The following is an 18906-nucleotide window of genomic DNA, read 5'->3' as shown; positions in this document are numbered from 1 at the left end:
TTTTGTTTTTGCCTGGTTGTTTTGAGTGATCGTACTCACGATTTTTTATTTTTCTGCAACAGTTCAAAGAAAGTTGAACGCGAGCAATGTATGTTACGCGTTTTAAAGGGACGTGTGGTTTGCGGGTATGTACGATTTTAATCTGGTGTTGCTGCTGCTTCAGCAGATGTGCGTTTTTCTGGTCATTGCGTGGTTAATGAGTAAAACGCCATTATTCATACCATTAATGCAGGTCACAGTTCGTCTGCCGCACAAATTTCTCTGCTATATCGTCTTCTCCATCTTCTGCATCATGGGCACCTGGTTCGGGCTGCACATTGACGATTCTATTGCCAATACCCGGGCCATAGGCGCGGTAATGGGCGGCTTACTCGGTGGTCCGGTAGTGGGCGGACTGGTTGGTCTGACCGGCGGGCTACATCGATATTCGATGGGGGGCATGACTGCGCTAAGTTGCATGATCTCGACGATAGTCGAAGGATTGCTCGGCGGGCTGGTACATAGCATCCTGATCCGCCGCGGGCGTACCGATAAAGTCTTTAACCCCATTACCGCTGGTGCCGTCACGTTCGTCGCGGAAATGGTGCAAATGCTGATAATCCTGGCGATTGCCCGACCTTATGAAGATGCGGTGCGTCTGGTGAGTAATATCGCTGCGCCGATGATGGTAACCAACACCGTGGGCGCGGCGCTGTTTATGCGCATTTTGCTTGATAAGCGCGCGATGTTTGAAAAATACACCTCGGCTTTTTCCGCTACCGCGCTGAAAGTTGCGGCCTCGACGGAAGGCATTTTGCGCCAGGGCTTTAACGAAGTGAACAGCATGAAGGTGGCCCAGGTGCTGTATCAGGAGCTGGATATTGGCGCGGTAGCGATTACCGATCGCGAGAAACTGTTGGCTTTTACTGGTATTGGTGACGACCATCATTTACCAGGTAAACCGATTTCTTCGGCTTATACCTTAAAAGCCATTGAAACCGGAGAAGTGGTCTACGCCGATGGCAACGAAGTGCCTTATCGTTGCTCTTTGCATCCGCAGTGCAAGTTAGGCTCAACGCTGGTGATCCCTCTGCGTGGTGAAAATCAGCGGGTGATGGGTACCATCAAATTGTATGAAGCTAAAAATCGGCTGTTCAGCTCGATCAACCGCACGCTGGGTGAGGGGATTGCACAACTGCTTTCGGCGCAGATCCTCGCCGGACAGTATGAGCGGCAAAAAGCGATGCTCACCCAGTCAGAGATCAAACTGCTTCACGCCCAGGTCAATCCCCATTTTTTGTTTAATGCACTTAACACCATCAAAGCCGTGATCCGCCGCGACAGCGAACAGGCCAGCCAACTGGTGCAGTATCTTTCCACTTTTTTCCGCAAAAACTTAAAGCGGCCTTCGGAGTTTGTTACTCTCGCTGACGAGATTGAACATGTGAATGCTTATCTGCAAATTGAAAAGGCGCGTTTCCAGTCGAGATTGCAGGTCAACATTTCTATTCCGGAGGAATTATCCCGGCAGCAGTTGCCCGCGTTTACCCTGCAACCAATAGTGGAAAACGCCATCAAACATGGGACATCACAACTGCTGGAAACAGGGCGAGTGGCAATTAGCGCCCGACGTGATGGGCAACATTTGATGCTGGAGATCGAAGACAATGCCGGTTTGTATCAACCGGCAACCAATGCCAGCGGGCTGGGGATGAATCTGGTGGATAAGCGTTTACGTGAACGGTTTGGCGATGACTATGGGATAAGCGTCGCCTGTGAGCCTGATAGTTACACCCGAATAACGTTACGACTGCCATGGAGGGACGAGGCATGATTAAAGTCTTAATTGTTGATGATGAACCGTTAGCACGGGAAAACCTGCGTGTGTTTCTGCAGGAGCAGAGTGATATTGAAATTGTCGGCGAATGTTCAAACGCCGTAGAAGGGATCGGCGCGGTGCATAAACTGCGCCCGGATGTGCTGTTTCTCGATATCCAGATGCCGCGTATCAGCGGTCTGGAAATGGTTGGCATGCTTGACCCGGAACATCGCCCGTATATTGTTTTTCTCACCGCGTTTGACGAATACGCTATAAAAGCCTTTGAAGAACATGCCTTTGATTATCTATTGAAGCCGATTGATGAAGCGCGGCTGGAGAAAACACTGGTGCGTTTGCGACAGGAACGCAGCAAGCAGGATGTTTCGCTGTTACCGGAAAATCAGCAGGCGCTGAAATTTATCCCTTGTACCGGTCATAGTCGTATTTATTTGCTGCAAATGAAAGACGTGGCGTTTGTTAGTAGTCGAATGAGCGGTGTTTACGTTATCAGCCAGGAAGGGAAAGAGGGCTTCACAGAATTAACTTTACGCACCCTGGAGAGCCGTACACCGCTACTGCGCTGCCATCGACAGTATCTGGTTAACCTCGCGCATTTACAGGAGATTCGCCTGGAAGATAACGGTCAGGCTGAGTTGATTTTGCGTAATGGATTAACCGTCCCTGTCAGCCGCCGTTATCTGAAAAGTTTAAAAGAGGCGATTGGCCTGTAAAAGACTGCTAAAATGGCTTTTTGCCTCATTAACACCCGAAGGCCTCATGCTAAGTAACGATATTCTGCGCAGCGTGCGCTACATTTTGAAAGCCAACAATAATGACCTGGTGCGTATCCTGGCGCTGGCTAATGTTGAAGCCACCGCGGAACAGATCGCCGTCTGGCTACGTAAAGAAGACGAAGAGGGTTTTCAGCGTTGTCCGGACATTGTTTTGTCTTCATTTCTGAATGGTTTGATTTACGAAAAACGCGGCAGGGATGAATCCGCACCGGCACTGGAACCGGAACGTCGCATCAATAACAACATCGTGCTGAAAAAATTACGCATCGCGTTTTCGCTTAAAACCGATGACATTCTGGCGATCCTCACCGAACAACAGTTCCGTGTTTCGATGCCGGAAATTACTGCGATGATGCGTGCACCGGATCATAAAAACTTCCGTGAATGCGGCGATCAATTCTTGCGTTATTTTCTGCGTGGACTGGCAGCGCGCCAGCATGTGAAGAAAAGCTAAGACGGGCATGGCGGCCATGCGAAGAACATGGCCGCCGACAAATTATTTCACTTCTTTAAAGCCAGCAGCAGCCATGACCAGTTCAATCTGCTTCATGCTGACACCTTTGCTGGTATCTTCATCGCCCATCTTGATACCGGAAATGCCCTGCAGGGCTTTCAGATCAACTTTTTCCATATCGATATTTACATTTTCCTGCGCGTAAGTATCGGTATAGGTTAATTTTTCTTCAACGCCCGGAATGTTTTTGTATTTGGCGCTTAATGGCTCAAGTTTCTTAGCTGCATCTTCTTTGGTGGTTGCACCAATGGTTGCAAACTGAATTTTGGTTTCTGAAGATTGCTTAATCACTTTGTCGCCTTTGTAGACATAGGTAATGGCAATTTCAGTACCGTTCAGATTGGCACTAAATTTCTTTGATTCTTCTTTGTCACCACAGCCAGCGAGAGAGAAAACCAGAACAGATGCAACAACGAGGGAAAACAGCTTGTTGAAAGCCTTCATGTAAAACTCCATTTTATTAAGATCAAAAAACTGGTGACTCTCACCAGGGCGCTATAGAATATTCTTTATACCTCGTCTTGAGCAGTCCGGAAATGGAGTAGATCTCTTAATAAAAAGCATTTTTTCCTCCTTGTTGCTCAAGCATCAGCAACAACTGTTTGCAGAGTAAAACACAGTTATTCAATTCTTCTGCCAGTGTCTCGCCTTCCGAATTGCGCAATTGCTTCAACACATGCGCCAGCCGATAAAACCCCGTCGCGGTTAAATCTATTGCCAGCAACTCAGCCTGACTAATGATGCTCTGTTCCTGATAGCGCCAGCCGTTGTGTAGCAATTGAATGAGCAACGCCTGACAGCGCATCAGCAACTGATGAGCGGTGGACGGCACAGGAAGAACGCTGGCGGAAGGTAGTGGTGCCACAGGCGCAGTTTCAGCATCCAGCGCCCAGGCTCTGGTTTGGGTCATCATCACTCGAGGTTCCAGCGTTAACTGTCCTTCAACAAAACTGACGAATCCAGAAACCAGACACACAGGATCATCCTGCTGTTGTAAAAGTGCCGCCATGCGTTCAGTGGCAAAGGGCGCGCAGGCAGAGGCTGGCAGCGATAACGTCAGCACATTATTTTCACCTTCGCCGCTAATCACCTGCGCATCCAGCGTCTGGCGGCTGCTGTCCCATCCCAGCGAAATACACTCCGCCACTGGCAGAATAAATAAATTATCCACCTGATTAAGCGGCCGGACGCAGACTGGCGGGCGCTGGTGTAAGTATTCCCGCAGAGCCACAATGCCTGGCTGGCGCAACGGTGCCCCCAGCATTTGCCAGGCATCAGGCGACAGTGGGACAACACTGCTTAAGCGGTTGCGGGTAGCTAACAGCAGCTCGCCTTCGGCACTGCGACGCGCGGCTTGTGAAACAATTTGCCCACCTGCCAGTGCGCCAGCCTGAAAACTAAACAGCCGACGTGTTGCCGCAGGCGCGTTTTCTTGTTCACTTCTCGGCCAACTGCGCGAAAGGTGCAAAATACTGCCGGTGTCGGGATCGGTGAACCAGATGCGTAAACCATACTGCTCAATATCCTGCCAGCAACGCATACCTAAAGACACCAGTCGCAGATGATCAAGCTTTGCTTCTCCGGCAATGCCAGCGCCAACGACCGTGCGCCACGGCATAGGAGGAACTTCACCAACACTGTCGCGCCGCGCCATCTCTTGTGCGCAATTTAATCGACTGTTTAATGCCGCAAGCTGACGTAAGCATTCTCCGGCATGATAGTGGCTGGCGCGGGCGTGGAAGGCATCAACGCTGGCGTGCAGTTGTCGTAGCGATTCACTTACCCATCGCCAGTTGCAGGCCTCTGCCGCCTGCAATGCACGGCTGAATGCTGCCTCGTAATGGATGAGCGGCTGGCTGATGCCGCCCAGCCATAATGCCTGACTTAATTGCTGAACATATTGACGACACGCGTTGCCCTCGTCGTTGGCAAACGGATCGTCAGATGATGTGACGTGTTCGCTGCGCATCTGCCAGATCAAATGGTTAAATTCCGCTTGCTGCGCTTTGGCCTGGACAAAGGCCTGTACTGCCAGTACGACATGTTCGCAAAGTGTTCCTTCAATGCAATCACAGCGTGCGAAGCGAATGCTGCTGCGGGAATAAAAACGGACGTCACTCATCGGTAAACGGGCAGAGGGAATTTCGCCCGGCGTACAGAACAACTCAATGGTGATACCTTTAGCGACCAACACCTGTGCGCGTTTGCGGGTGGCATCGGGCAGGGTAGCCAGTTCTTCCAGCCAGATTGCCGGATCCCACTCTTCTTCTTTTTCCGTGGGCTGAACGGTGGCACAAAGTCGTTGATAACTTAATACCAGCATCACGCGATGACGGCACATGCCGCTGGCCCCGCAGCTGCACTGAGCCTCCTTCAGTGCATGACCGTTCGCCAGTTGGGTACGGACACCGTCACTGAAGATGGCGATTAAAGCGCCGTTCTCATGGCTGATTTCCGGGATGTTGCCATTTTCCAGTTCCTTAAGACTGCGCTTAACAAAACCGGCATTGCTTAACGCTGTCAGTGCCTGTGGTGTCAGTTCTAATAATTCCGGACGTAGTGAATTCATGACTGAAGATTCTCCGCAAGCCATGATGCCAGCTCGCCCGGTGTCATGGCGGCTATTTGTGCGCCGACATTAACCAGCGCCTGGGCCATATCGCGGTCATAGCAAGGTGTTGCGGTGCTATCGAGCGCTGCCAGTCCCAGCACTTTGATGCCGCTCTGGACACACTTTTTCACCTGATGCGTCAGCAATGATGATGAACTCCCTTCATAAAAATCGCTCACGAGGATAATGACGCTTTTTGCTGGTTGTTCAATAAGTTGCCGACCATACTCCACGGCACTGGCAATATTGGTCCCGCCGCCTAATTGTACTTTCATTAATAACTCTACCGGATCGGCAACGTCTGCCGTGAGATCAACCACGCTGGTGTCAAAAGCGACCAGATGGGTACGAATGCCGGGTAACTGCCATAAACAGGCCGCCATCACCGCAGAGTGGATCACCGAATCGACCATCGATCCGCTTTGATCAACCAGTAAGACCAGTTGCCATTGTTCACTGTGGCGCTTAATACGGCTGTTAAAGCGGGGGGATTCGATATACAACTTGCCATGTTGCGGGTGCCAGTGTTGCAGGTTGGCGCGCAGAGTACTTTTGAAATCGAAATTACGCGCCAGTGGAATAAATGAACGGCGACGGCGATCGCGGACACCAGAAAAAGCCTGACGAACTTCCTTTGCCAGTCGCGTCATAATTTCTTCAACAACCTGGCGCACTATCCGGCGGGCGGCAACCAGCACTTCAGGATTCATCAGATGTTTGGTGTGCAAAACGGCGCGTAGCAGGCTTTCAGAAGGCTGCATACGTTCCAGCACGTCGAGATTTGTCACCACATCTTCAATGCCGTAGCGCAGCACTGCATCGCTTTCCAGCCGCTCAATCACCTGTTGCGGAAACAGCGTGTGAATACTGTTGATCCACTCAGGGGTGGTGAGATTTGAGCTACCTAATCCACCGGAACGTTCACCACGCTGGAGCCGTTCAGGATCGCGCCCATACAGCCACTCCAGCGCGTGGTCTATCTGCCGGGCGTTGTCATCCAGCCCACAAAGCGTCGTTTCTGCTGCTTCGCCAAGAATTAATCGCCAGCGTTGTAGCTCACGGGTGGTCAGAAGATCGTTCAGTTCAGACATGGAAAACTCCCCATTGTTGCAGCGATGCCAGTGCCTGCTGTTCAAATTGTTGATGATGTGCAATGGCTTGCGGTGGGCAATGCAACGGCATCTGCAGCGCCGAAACGGGAAGTTGCGCCAGTTGATAATGCTCAAGCACCTGATGCGCCAGCGTCCCGCGTTCTCGTGGTGGTAGCCAGGCCATCGCCGCGCGTAAATCGGGCAGGGCATTGATAAAATCGGCATCACTCAGTTGATTTAAATGACTGCTGAAACCGGTGATAAATGCTGGCTGACAGGCCAGTTGATGACGGGCTAATGCCAGCAAACCGTGCAGCGCCTCGCCGGATTGTACCGGGGATAACTGCGCCAGCATCGCCAGCGCCGCTTCGGCACTGGCGTTGGGATGTTCCAGACGCATCAGTGCGCCAAGAGCCGCGCCGCGATCCAGTGCCGGGGCATGAACCGCCTGACTGCGGCGCTCCAGTAAGGCCACCGCCGCAGAAAGAGAAACGCCGGGGAGCTGCACACCGCTATGCAGATCGCGCAGGATATGACACAACGCTTGCCAGCTATGCAGGTGAGCGTGAAACTCCTTTTCATCCGGTCTGCCGTTAGATTCACATAGCCACAGCGTGCGATCGATAGCCGCGCATAACGTCGTTTGTAATATCTGCGCGCCTTGCATACCGCTAATTTCATCCAGCCGCCATAAGGCATATAGCACTTCCAGCGCCTGGCCCATTTCGGCAAAATGATTTTCCTGGGCGATTAATAATGTGAGCTGCTCCAGTAATTGTTGACTGAAGGACGCCAGACCCGCTAACGCCGCCTGGCTAAGACATGTGGTGATACTGCTGATTCCATCTGCGTCCAGCATATCGGCTTCTAATTTATGGCGTGCGGCTTCCTGGAGTGTGGCACCAAAGCAGGCGGCCTCAATCAATGCCGCATGCTGGCTAAGCGGGCGGGTTAATTTCCAGCGTTCTTCACCGTTACCTGCAAGTGTCAGTGTACTTCCCTGCTGGCGCACAATCCCAGGGATCTCGAGTATTGCCAGCCGATGTAACACCTGACTTTGCGCTAGTCCATCGGGGGTAAAGCGATTCAACGTCAGGTCGGATGGAAGAGTGATTTTGCTACGTTCCAGTTCGCAGGTGACATCTTTTGGCAGAGGCGGTTGTGGCGTGGAGGGGGCAAGTTTACCGAATCCGTCACCCGCTAATGTGTCTATCAACGTTAGCAGAATCGGATCGGTATCGGGATGAATAACGCCACGATAGCTCCACGGCAACGGCGCATTCAGGGCTTCTTTAATCAGCGATCCTGCTATGGCATCCAGCCAGTCAGTGCGTAACGGTAGTGTATGACCGCGCAACTGTGCCAGTGCCATCGCATGCAGATGAGCGGCAGCCATATCAGCGGTTGAGGCAGGCAAGTGGTGCTGGCGCAAACGGGTAAGAACCGTTTTTAGCAGTTGTTCTCCCGCCTGCTGCAAGCCACACTGCCAGCACCAGTTTTGCCAGACCGGGGCAGGCATACCGGAAAGGTATCCCGCCAGCACATCAAGGCGCTTTTCACTGTAGGGCGTGAGATAGCAACCTGTAACGGCTTCATCCTGTGCGGGCAATTCTGGCTTGTTAATTTCCTGCGGACATTCGCGCCACATTTTTGCCAGTGCAGGAGCGTGCCAGCCGCCGCAGACGACTAACACGTCGCCATTATTTTGCTGCATCGCCCATGCAAGCCAGCGGGCCATAAAGGCTTCGCGCTGACGATTGAGTGCATCGCCGGGGGAATCGCCGCGCAGTTGGGCAAAATAGTGCGCCAGTGCAGAGGGTAATGCAGTTTGCTGGCTTTCATCTTCGAACAAGTGATCCCACAGGGTGTCGCTGTTATCCATGCGGGTGGCACGCAGCAGCAAGGTCTGGCTTTCCTTTTGCGTATCAGGCGAATCGTCCTCTTCTTCACTCTGCGCCCAGCAAGGCAAATCGATGAAGTAAGTTTGTGCCTGAATACGACGTGCGGCTTGTAGCGCCTGCCACTTCGGCGAAAATTCAGCAAATGGCGTCCAGGCACCACGCCCGGGGGCCGCACCGTCCTGATACTGGCAATAACTGTAAATAGCGACCGGAAGCTGGTGGGCTAAAAACAGTTCGTCTACCCGGTCATTAAAATCAGCCGGGCCTTCAATCAACACGTATCGTGGCCGCTGGCTTTCGATTAACGATTTCACCAGCCGGGCGCAGGCCGGACTATGATGCCGGATGCCGACAATTAACGGCTCGCTCATGCATCTTTCCTCACGGCAGACGGTGGCGGGCTTGATAATAAGCCTGCCAGTGAGCTTCTTTATGTGTGGCGACACGCTGTTCGAAGTAACGGCGCAGACGAGCGCGATCTTCTTCGTTATCTTTGACGATGGTTCCGGCAATACAGTCCACCAGGTCGGCTGGCTCCCCTGCGCGATTCGCTAAAAACCAGGCGCGGACGCCCACAGCATGGGCCACGTTCACGGCTTCAGCGGTGGACATAATCGCTGTCAGTGTATCCATTGACGTTTTCTTTTCGCCGTTGGCACGCAGATCGCGGAAGGTGCGCACCAGTAACTCCAGTACCGCGTCAGGCACTTTATGCGGAATACCGCTATGGGCCAGCAAGCGCGCCGAAGCACTGGCGACCAGTTCCAGCTCCTGGGCGAAATCCATAATCGGAAAGACAGTTTCAAAATCGAAGCGACGCTTTAGCGCGGCACTCATCTCATTGACGCCGCGATCGCGGGTATTGGCAGTGGCAATAATATTAAAGCCTTCTCGCGCATAGAGCTGACTGGCTTCACCAGTGAGTTCCGGCACCGTCATTACCCTGTCAGAAAGCATACCTAACAGACAGTCTTGCACTTCCAGCGGTGTACGCGTTATCTCTTCAAAACGGACGATTTTGCCGTCGCGCATTCCCTGGTAAAGCGGGGCAGGGACCAGCGCTTCCGTTGATGGACCATGATTGATAAGCAGGGCGTAGTTCCAGCCGTACTTGATTTGATCTTCGGTAGTAGATGCGCCGCCCTGGATGGTTAATCCGGCATCGCCGCTAATAGCGGTTGCCAGTAATTCAGACAGGAGAGATTTTGCGGTGCCCGGTTCCCCCACCAACATCAAACCGCGTCCGGTGGCAAGAGTGACTAACATACGTTCGACAGCGGAGGGACTAATCACCACTTTACGGCTAATATTTTGCGCTTCGTCGCCAAGGATAAAAGCACGGGCCGCAGGCAAACTTAACTGCCAACCGGGCGGGCAAGGTTCGTTATCATTTTGTTTTAATTTTGCCAGTTCATCGGCGTATAAGACAGCAGCAGGCGGACGCTGCAGATGATTATTCTGCGGTGACATATATTCATCCCTGAAATGTATTAATAAAATAAACGATATTTTACGCGCAATAAATGTTTGGCGCATTAGTTGTTTGACAAAAAAATATCTGGAAAGCAGATCACAGTAAATAAAAAAACCTGCTGGTGAGGCAGGTTCTTTTATTTACTATTTTCAGGCCCAACACCGCAGCCTGTGCAACATCGTGTTCCAACGAACGAATTATAACCACCGGTGGACCCCGTTGCAATTAAGATAATGAGATTTATAATCCTGACTGTTGGGACGTTGCGCCGGATCGAACCTATTTCAAGTCCTGGCTACCGGACGGGTGGTGCTGCAGGTGGTGCCCTGATCCGGAGTGCAACATCGTGGTCCAACATACGTAAACCAGTATCGACAGGCAGTGTAAGGGTAAGGTGCTGGTGTTGCGCTCCTTAATAAGGAGAGCGGATGGACACGCTGACACAAAAGTTAACCGTGCTCATTGCTGTACTGGAGCTATTAGTAGCTCTGTTACGGTTGATTGATTTGTTGAAGTAACGGGCAAATTGAAACGCATCTAAGGGGGAAAACCGCTTCCCCCTTTAATAAAATGATTACTGTTTTTATTAATTCATCATATAACTCATTTTTATTTATAAATTCATCGATTTTATATTCAACGTACCATTTGACCGGGATGTGAATATCTATGGTGGGCTATTGGCAAAAAATATCTGGAAAGTAGATCGCAGAAAATAAAAAAACCTGCTGGTGAGGCAGGTTCTTTTATTTACTACTTTGATGTTAAGTTACTGATAGTGCAACATTTCGGACCAACGAATAAATTATAACCATATCCACACTCCATTGCAATTCAGTGAGTGAGATTTATAATTCTGCCCGTTGGGAGGTTGTGCCGGATCGGACCAATTTGAATTATTTAGAGTATATTATTCTATTTCTTGGTTGAATATATTCTGTAGTTCACGATTAAAAATTGCTATTACCATTTCAGGTGATTCACCTCGTAATTTCCGCTCATCACTACACTCATCTCTTATATAAATCAATGCATCATTTATTAGCGGATCAGCATCTTCTCGATCACGTTGATGAAATGTTGGACGTAGCCGGAATCGCTCCAGTCGATAGACGGAACCTGTAAATAATTCAGAGCATTTATGGATCTCAAGTCTGAAGTAAAACGGATCTTCAGGTACAGGGACCTCATAATCGTAAATAGCAACCAGCTCTTTTTGCACGATCATCGCTTTCCCCGCTGGTAAGTCGTGTTGATAACGGGCAGTTGCATCACTGCCCGCTGTGTTTTAATGGAAAATGACGTCAGGTGCGCTTAACGCCTCACTCAAATCAAACACATCAAGTTCGGCAAAAGTGACGGATTTATTGTCACGGTACACTCGAAGAGAACGGAAGCTCATTAGCGCTTTGCTATCAACATTGTAGTGGTTAAAACCGGGTGAAAACTTAAGGACCAGCCGGTACTCGCCCAAATCATAGACAAATGCGTCCTCATAGCCTGACTCCCAGCCTTTGTATCGCATTCCCATAAGTTGCCCAACGGTAGCGGATTTACCTTCCCAGCGAGTCAGGCTGTTACTGGTTGACTCGTCAGGTGTGAGCAGTACCGTGCGCCGCGCCAACTGGCGAAATGGCGGAATAATTTCGTAATCGGCAAAAAGTTGTTCAAATTCACCACGCATTTCTGTTGGCATTTCTAACGGGTGCGCAATGCCAATCAGGCAATCTGGAGGTAGATCAATAACATCGTCCTGGGCATTGCAGAATTCCCCCTCTGCGGCCACACGAAAGGCATTGAGTAAACGACGCGGTTCATTTGCCGGATAAACGCCCCATATTAATCGCTGGGTAACCAGACGTGTAAAGGGATGATTAACAAACAGAGAATGAAAATCTTCCAGCGACCAGCGTCGGGTGTTGCGCAGTGCCGATTCCAGACGCGGCAACAGATCTTTGCTGATCTGAGTAGCGTCTTTTCTCAATCCTTTCAGGCGAGCCAGTGCTTCAGGCGCTTTAAGTTGATCGTCATCGGCTCGCAACCGGGGAATACTTTTCTGGCGAACGTTTTGCTGATCGTAGATAACCGGGGTGAGGTTTTCATCGAAGCGAACGGTAAACTGCCGTGGACCAAAATCAAAAATCAACGCCTGCGGATCATCAAGGCCTAGTGATGGGACTAATCTGTCCGCTAACTCTTCCTGGCTTAGCCCGCGATTTTCTGCGACCACCTGAAGGAATTCCGCCGCGTTATCACGTAAGGGGCGGGATTTCGCCCGTTGCGATATATGATGCAGCTGTATCAGCGCCATATCATTATTCATCAGGGTAAGTATATTCAGACCACTGACAGCACGGGCAGATTTACCTTCTTGTGGCCAGGCGAGGATCTGTATCGTCAGATCCCGTGCCGTGCTTTCGTCGCCAAAGAGACTTAACGCCAGAAATGCCCAGTTATCTTTTGCGGGGGCGCCAGCTTGTTGCCAAGCGGTGAAGAGATCCCAGGCAAAAGCTGCCAGTGTTTGTGGCTGGCAGAACGTTTTCAGTTGTTCCTGCCCGCTATAAAAACGTCCACCCTGGGTAAAGCGCAGCATTTCGCCGATAATTTCCAGAGCGTCATTAGTAACAGGCTGATTATCCGTGATAAGTCGCGGCCTGGACCACATTGTCGGACGCCAGAAATCAGGAGCTTTTGGAATGCGCGGCGGGTAAATCTCTATTGGACTCTGTTTAAGTAATTGTTCCAGGGCAGGCCATACATCTGTAAGCTGCCAGCGGTTTGCCACGGTTTGCAGTAATTCACCATATCCCTGTTCATACAGTAAACGCAGGGCAAGTAATGCCGCTTCGCTGTTGTCGCTGGGTTTATCAAAGACTAGTGGAATAAGGGCGCTTGCCGTATGTTCCGGCCATTGTAAAATCCACTGGCGAGCCAGATCACGCTGCGCCGCGAAACGTCGCCAGATGCGAGCAACGGGCAGCGCCAGTTCGGTGGCGCCGAAATTTAAAATTAACGGAAATGTTTCTTTTGGACGATGTGAAAAAGCCAATAACAGACCGGGTAGCGCATCCAAACCAAGGATGCTGAGAAAATAGTCTTCACCCGCGAACAGATGTTTTTTCTCATTGATACGCAACCAGAAAGTCACTGCTATCTCGCGCGGAAGCTGTGCCAATAAATACAGATTCCAGACACTCTTTTCAGGACGATAACGCGAGTAGCTGTCAATATCCCAGGTGTTAATTAACGCTTCTACGTGACCGCTGCGAAGCGCCTGTTCTGCTAATTGTGCTTCCGGGGAGTTCCAGCCATTCAGGATCTCTTCAACCCGCCCCTGGTAGTAATGCCACTGAACAATGAGTGAATTGCGTGCAGCATCCAGTTTTCCGGGGAGTACATAATTCAGAAACAGCCATACATCATCCCCAAACCCCAGTTCCTGTAATACAACTCGCCCACTTTTTTGTTCCATGCGTTCCGCAAGAGATTCCGTGCTGAAATAACGGGCAGACTCAGTGGCGGCAAGCCTCTCTCGTTCGCCTGGTTGCCAGTAAACTTGCGGAGTTAATTCGAGCGGTGCCAAATCAAGACGTGGAGCTGTCATTTTTTTCTTACTACGCCACGGTGGTGAAACGAGGATTTCAGGCAGATTGCTGTTATCGGTGCCATCAATAACCTGTTTTGGCGGTGCCGATAAATAACTATTCAGCAATGCCCGGGCTTGAATACTTAACCACGGCATGACCTCTTCTGCCAGTTGTGGCTGCGATGCCATCAGCGTTTGTAACAGCGTATGCCAGAATTCATCACGAGCTTTTTGCTGTGCAGGCAGCTTTTTGTCTTCAATGATTGGATAACCGGGGCGCGCAGGTGGTTCTTTTAACGCCAGCAGTTCTGCCAGTGCGGCGAGCGTCGCATGGGGGAAGTTTTTACTGTATTTAGCCACACGTTGCAGGCTGGGTTTGTTTTTATCAGCAACTAACAGCAAGGTGCGGATGACTTGCGGATGGTTAATTTGTACCAGCAGACTGCCGCAATCTTCTTTATGGGCATACATTGCCAGGCGCGGAACGGCTGCCAGTCCTTGTTCGCGCAAAAGGGCGGCGCAGGCCGCATAGCCGAAACGGTTTTCATGCGACATGTAGCTGGCTTCGCGATCGCTAAATATATCCTGGCTCCAGTAGCGTTCGAGTTTGCTCACCGCCCGAGGGTCAGTAGCAACAACTTTTAACCACTCCTTAGAATGAAAATGAGTCCGCGGGCATTCAAGGTCTACCAACTCATTGGCGATTTCTGGTTTTTCCGGGAGGATCAGCGCAATAAAAGGGCGGCGAACTTTGGTTATTCCTGGCAGTGCGGCAATGAGTTTGTCGGCGCAACGCTGCCAGCAGCTTTCCTCTGCCAGAGAGAGATGCTTACGCAGTCGGAGATCGAATTCGTTATAGGTTTCTGAGCGGTAACCATAGCCATAATCCTCGTTCTGATACTGTAATGTGACGACCAGAGGATCACTCTCATAACACCGTGCAATAAACTGGCGTGCAATCACCACCTCAGTCGCATATTCCAGTCCCTCTTGTTGGACGATTTCGTCGAGCAACTGTTGGCTGTCATTTTGCGCGATACAGGCTAGCGCCGCCATTGTGCGGGCCGGGATTGACGGTTTATGCTCACCAATCAAATTGATCGCCTGCGTAATGGCGGACTGCCACTCCAGTGAAAAATTTTCATAACGCCAGACAATGTTTTTTTTCTTCCCAGCTTTTTGTAGCAATTCATCACCCAGTGTCTGGATGAGGTTTTCAGTGATAACAGGCACCGGTTCGCCCGGCCAATTGCGATGGCTGAGTGGTGTTTTGCCTTTTTTATATTTCAGTTCCACTTGGGCGTTATCCGCCAGCCACGGTAATTCCTTGTCCATGCTCTTTCCTTATTCAAACAGAGCTTCAATATCGTTAATCAACTCGCTGGCGGTGATGGCATCGAGTACGGAGAACTGCGCTTCCTGAGTTGAATGACTCCCCCAGCCATAGCTTTCTGCTTTGCCTTCCCATAGCCACAGCTTGCTTAAGAGTTGCTCGGCGCTAAGTTCGGCTGGCGACATACCAACTGCAAAGCCTTCATCGATTTCCATGATTAACGACCAGCGGCCCAGAGGTTTGATCATCCAGCCGATCCAGCCACCATCCTGCGGTTCACCACGCACCCAACCTTTATTCGCCAGTCCCATGACCCGACCGCTCGGGCATTTTCTGCCTGTCCAGCGGGTCAGTTCGCTGGCATTGCGTTCGGCTTCTGTCAGAGGGTAACTGTTACGATCAAGCTGGCGGAACGGCGGTAACAGTTCGTAGTCGGCAAAAAGCTGACCAAAAGCGGCGGCATCCGTCGGTGATATCTCCAGAACGTGAGGGATACCTATAGAAATGGCGCCTTCTGGCAGAGTGAAGAGATCATCGTCAGCGGTGCTGTAGCTGTTATCTTCCGCCACGCGGAAGCACGCCAGTAGCTGGTTTTCGGTGCTATAAACGCCCCAAATCAGGCGGCGGGTTAAGTGGCGTACCAGTGGGTGCTCAACCAGAAAGAGCCGGAAGTTTTCCTCTGACCAGCGGCGGCGCTGGCACATGGCGGATTCCAGCCTTGCCACCTGCTGGGCAGCAACGGTACGCGCATCTTTTTTCAGCAGTTTGTAGCGGTTAACGGCATCGGCAGCGAGCGTTTCATCATCGCTTTTGTTCGGTTTAAGAAGGTCTTTCAGACGACTACCGGAGGCATCGCGTACAAATGGTTTTAAGCCTTCATCAAAGCTGACGGTGAACTGACGCGAGCCGAAGTCCAGCAATAGTGAGCCGTTATCATCCAGGCCGAGATCCGGAGCCAGGCGATCTTCAAGTTCCGCTACCGTGAGCTCGCGGCTTTCGGCAATGTCGGCAATTTTTTCTTTTGCCCGCTCCTGCAATGCTTTGAATTTCAGCTTCTGGGCGATGCCATTAAGCTGCATCAGGGCGATATCGCTGCCGATAGCGGCGAGGATATCCAGCCCGACGGTGGCGCGTTTATGCTGGGATTCGCCAGGCCAGGCGCGGATTAATGGCGTGAGTTTGCGAGCGGTGTCATCGTTGCCGAGAACACCTAACGCACTGAACGCCCAACTCTCTTTCGACGGCGCGCCAGCAGTCTGCCAGGCGATAAACAGATCCCAGACAAATTCAGCCAGAGAGTCAGCGGTACAGGCGTCTTTCACCTGTAATAATCCCGGATACAGTGCCTCTTCCTGAGGGAAGCGGAGCATTTCACCGAGGTGGAGGAGGGCGTTATCTGGTAGCGATTGGGCGTTTGCTTTTAATAGCGGGCGCGTCCAGAGCGATGGCTGATAAAAGGCCGGAAGCGTAGGGATTTTTGTCGGGTGATTATCTAAGGGATCGAGCGCAAGCAGAGCATTCACCGCATCTGTTACTTCCGGCTGGTTATAACGCCGGGCGATTTCTTGCAGTAATGGCTGATGACCGTTTTCGGTAAGCATACGCAAGGCAGCGCGGGCGTTATCCTGTGCTTCACCGGCTTTGCCGAGCGCCGAAGGCAGCAGGCCGGTAATGGCGTGTTCCGGGTATTTCAGCAGCCAGCTACGGGCGTCTTGTCGTAATGTTTTGAGTTTGTTGAAGGCGCGGGCGACGGCGGGTGCCAGTTCCGTAGAGGCAAAATAATCAGCAACAGCAAAACCTTCTTGTGGGTAGCGTGAAAACGAGTGCAGAAAACCACTCATACCTGCAAGCTGCAAATAAAGCATGACAGGTTTCACCGCTGTATGTGGTTCTTTGCTGAGAAACTCCCATAGCTTGATTGCTTTTTGCAAGGGTAAAAAAGGAAGTGAGTTGAGATGCCATTCCCCCTGATACGGCGCGTGATGCGCTTTAAACATTTGAATGAGTGTGGCGAAGTCCTCTCGTTCCCAGGCATCAATTGCTGAGTCAGAAGCGCCAATATATTTAGATGTGTCAAAATCCCAGCGGCGATACCCCAGTGAGTAAAGGAAATCTTTAGCACCTTCACCAGGCTTATGCGGCTCCCAGTCCCAACGAGTTTGAAACTCTTTAGCTTCTGTGTCGGTTATTGTACATATGGATTCTAGGTTGAGCGGTGTTAAATCCAGCACTGGAGTCGCCGATTTTTTCTTTTTCACCAGCCAGGGGGGCGATACTAATACGGCAGGTAGTGTATCGGCGCTAGCATGGTTTGATGGTTGTGTCAGTTGTTGCTGGCATGATTTCAGCACTGTAGCTGCTGGTGACGTTAGCCAGGGAATTACCCGTTCTGCTAATGCTGGTTGAGAGATAAGCATTGTCATTAGCATCATGCGCCAACGCTTTTCATCTTTTTGTGCCAGAAGTTCCGCCAGAGCCGCCAGTGCTGCGTGTGGGAACGCAGTGCAGGCTTTCATCATCCGGTCATGACAGCGTTTAGTTTGCCCGGCTACACGTATAAGCAGTGTCAATGCGAACGGATGATTGATATGACGCAACACATCGCCGCAGTAGTCACTTGCGGCATACGGAGCAAATCGGGGCAGGGCAGCAACACCTTGCTCTTGTAATACGGTGGCTGTCCATATGGCACCATGATAGTAATTATCAAAAATTTTATATGGTTCGTAATAATTTTCTAATGAGGCAAGAATGTATTCATCAGTTGCCACTATTTTTAGCCACGCAAGAGCGGCCAATTTTTTTTGCCCAAGTAGACGCTGGGCAATTTCATGTGCAATTTCGGGTTTTTCTGGTAATAACAGGGCAATTAATGGCTGTCGCCATTCTGGAATATTTGGGATTGCGTTGATAAGTTTCTCCGCACATTTCTCCCAAAGAGACTCTTCAGCCAGTGATAAATGTTTACGCAGACGTAGTTCGAAACTGGAATATTGCTGCAAGTAATCAGGTGCAATTCCGGACGGCAGGATAACTATATTATTGTTGACGTAATCCCATTCAATATCAATCTGTTGAAGATGTATCGTTACTTCAGTAGCATATTCAAGACCGCCTTCCTGAACGATCTGATCCATAACTTCCTCACGCTCTTTATATCTCGTACAGTGCAGTTCAAGTGCCGTGAGTACAGCCATTACCGGTGATGGTAATTTTGTCGTTTTCGGGCTGTTAATCAGATCGATCGCCTGAGCGATGAAGTTTTGCCACTCTAAAGTACAGGCGCTGAAGTCAAATGTGGCTGTTTTGTTATCCCGTTGCGACACGCCACAGGCTAAGCGACGTAAGTGGGTTAATTTATCTACAGGTGTAACAGGATCTCCGGGAAAGCGGCGATGGCTTAAGGTGGTGGGTACGACTTCAAGCGGAAAAACGACAGCAATATCTTTTGCCAGCCACGGTAAAATAACGTCTGTATTTTTGTCAGCCACGTAGATTTCTGGTGTAACTGAGGGCTGCTCCTGAATGATGGTAGAAAAGTCAGATAATTCGAGAGATTTCGTTACCGTTTGAGTATGTTTCGAGGGAGCATTCTCCGCTTGTTCCACATACCCCTTTTTCGTTTTCTCCGCAATTAGCTTCAGTTCCGCTTTCTCCGCCGCCGCAGCGTCCGCAAAGTTTTTTACCTGGCTTTGCCCGTTGGTGCCAACTTTTCCCCAACTAATGTGCAACTCGTTATCCTGCTGTTCAACCGCCCAGAATTTATGTGATTTTTCGTCCTGATAAATATAGGTTTTCATTGCT

General features: G+C 50.7%; 11 protein-coding genes. 3 read left to right on the top strand and 8 right to left on the bottom strand.

The annotated features are described in order from the left end of the window. Window positions 1-127 precede the first annotated feature (127 nt). From btsS to FEM44_RS00840, 3 genes are read left to right on the top strand one after another with little or no spacing between them, the layout of a single operon-like run. Window positions 128-1813 carry a two-component regulatory system sensor histidine kinase BtsS gene (gene btsS, locus FEM44_RS00850; RefSeq protein ID WP_135521939.1) on the top strand — a complete coding sequence of 562 codons (1686 nt, stop codon included), beginning with the start codon at window positions 128-130 and terminating at the stop codon, window positions 1811-1813. After that, window positions 1810-2529, top strand: a complete 720-nt coding sequence (gene btsR, locus FEM44_RS00845; protein ID WP_130207024.1) for a two-component system response regulator BtsR — start codon at window positions 1810-1812, stop codon at window positions 2527-2529. The genes btsS and btsR overlap by 4 nt, the downstream gene beginning before the upstream one ends. A 46-nt stretch (window positions 2530-2575) precedes the next feature. Beyond that, window positions 2576-3046, top strand: a complete 471-nt coding sequence (locus FEM44_RS00840) for a DUF1456 family protein (protein WP_130207022.1) — start codon at window positions 2576-2578, stop codon at window positions 3044-3046. A 42-nt stretch (window positions 3047-3088) separates the two neighbouring features. Here the strand turns inward: FEM44_RS00840 and FEM44_RS00835 are convergent, their stop codons facing one another. The 8 genes from FEM44_RS00835 to FEM44_RS00800 form a co-directional block, all read right to left on the bottom strand. After that, entirely contained in the window at window positions 3089-3550 is a 462-nt protein-coding gene (locus tag FEM44_RS00835; RefSeq protein WP_130207020.1) for a YehR family lipoprotein, read from the bottom strand. A gap of 106 nt (window positions 3551-3656) precedes the next feature. After that, entirely contained in the window at window positions 3657-5675 is a 2019-nt protein-coding gene (locus tag FEM44_RS00830) for an SWIM zinc finger family protein (RefSeq protein ID WP_135521940.1), read from the bottom strand. Then, complete coding sequence (locus tag FEM44_RS00825; protein WP_135521942.1) at window positions 5672-6808, bottom strand: vWA domain-containing protein; 1137 nt, start codon at window positions 6806-6808, stop codon at window positions 5672-5674. Before FEM44_RS00825 ends, FEM44_RS00830 begins: the two co-directional genes overlap by 4 nt. Next, window positions 6801-9080 (bottom strand): DUF5682 family protein, encoded by a 2280-nt coding sequence (locus FEM44_RS00820; RefSeq protein ID WP_135521944.1) that lies wholly within the window; start codon window positions 9078-9080, stop codon window positions 6801-6803. Before FEM44_RS00820 ends, FEM44_RS00825 begins: the two co-directional genes overlap by 8 nt. Window positions 9081-9090: 10 nt before the next feature. Then, complete coding sequence (locus tag FEM44_RS00815; RefSeq protein ID WP_135521946.1) at window positions 9091-10179, bottom strand: ATP-binding protein; 1089 nt, start codon at window positions 10177-10179, stop codon at window positions 9091-9093. A 914-nt stretch (window positions 10180-11093) separates the two neighbouring features. Next, the gene (yehK, locus tag FEM44_RS00810; protein ID WP_135521948.1) at window positions 11094-11411 is read right to left on the bottom strand and encodes a protein YehK; all 318 of its coding nucleotides are present in this window, start codon (window positions 11409-11411) and stop codon (window positions 11094-11096) included. Window positions 11412-11471: 60 nt separating this feature from the next. Next, a complete protein-coding gene (yehI, locus tag FEM44_RS00805) occupies window positions 11472-15104 on the bottom strand; it encodes a DUF4132 domain-containing protein YehI (protein WP_135521950.1) in 3633 nt (1210 codons plus the stop codon). A 9-nt stretch (window positions 15105-15113) separates the two neighbouring features. Beyond that, on the bottom strand, window positions 15114-18902 hold the full coding sequence (locus FEM44_RS00800) for a WGR and DUF4132 domain-containing protein (protein WP_138158836.1): 3789 nt from the start codon (window positions 18900-18902) through the stop codon (window positions 15114-15116). Window positions 18903-18906 lie beyond the last annotated feature (4 nt).

The sequence above is a fragment of the Escherichia sp. E4742 genome, assembly GCF_005843885.1.
Taxonomy (GTDB): Bacteria; Pseudomonadota; Gammaproteobacteria; order Enterobacterales; family Enterobacteriaceae; genus Escherichia.
This window is presented reverse-complemented; position numbering and strand designations above follow the sequence as displayed.

What these genes read in the sequence shown, in the direction of transcription:
- btsR (WP_130207024.1), top strand. Translation starts at nt 1,810, where the DNA reads ATGATTAAAGTCTTAATTGTTGATGATGAACCGTTAGCACGGGAAAAC.
- FEM44_RS00820 (WP_135521944.1), bottom strand. Translation starts at nt 9,080, where the DNA reads ATGAGCGAGCCGTTAATTGTCGGCATCCGGCATCATAGTCCGGCCTGC.
- FEM44_RS00840 (WP_130207022.1), top strand. Translation starts at nt 2,576, where the DNA reads ATGCTAAGTAACGATATTCTGCGCAGCGTGCGCTACATTTTGAAAGCC.
- FEM44_RS00815 (WP_135521946.1), bottom strand. Translation starts at nt 10,179, where the DNA reads ATGTCACCGCAGAATAATCATCTGCAGCGTCCGCCTGCTGCTGTCTTA.
- FEM44_RS00800 (WP_138158836.1), bottom strand. Translation starts at nt 18,902, where the DNA reads ATGAAAACCTATATTTATCAGGACGAAAAATCACATAAATTCTGGGCG.
- btsS (WP_135521939.1), top strand. Translation starts at nt 128, where the DNA reads ATGTACGATTTTAATCTGGTGTTGCTGCTGCTTCAGCAGATGTGCGTT.
- FEM44_RS00835 (WP_130207020.1), bottom strand. Translation starts at nt 3,550, where the DNA reads ATGAAGGCTTTCAACAAGCTGTTTTCCCTCGTTGTTGCATCTGTTCTG.
- FEM44_RS00825 (WP_135521942.1), bottom strand. Translation starts at nt 6,808, where the DNA reads ATGTCTGAACTGAACGATCTTCTGACCACCCGTGAGCTACAACGCTGG.
- yehK (WP_135521948.1), bottom strand. Translation starts at nt 11,411, where the DNA reads ATGATCGTGCAAAAAGAGCTGGTTGCTATTTACGATTATGAGGTCCCT.
- yehI (WP_135521950.1), bottom strand. Translation starts at nt 15,104, where the DNA reads ATGGACAAGGAATTACCGTGGCTGGCGGATAACGCCCAAGTGGAACTG.
- FEM44_RS00830 (WP_135521940.1), bottom strand. Translation starts at nt 5,675, where the DNA reads ATGAATTCACTACGTCCGGAATTATTAGAACTGACACCACAGGCACTG.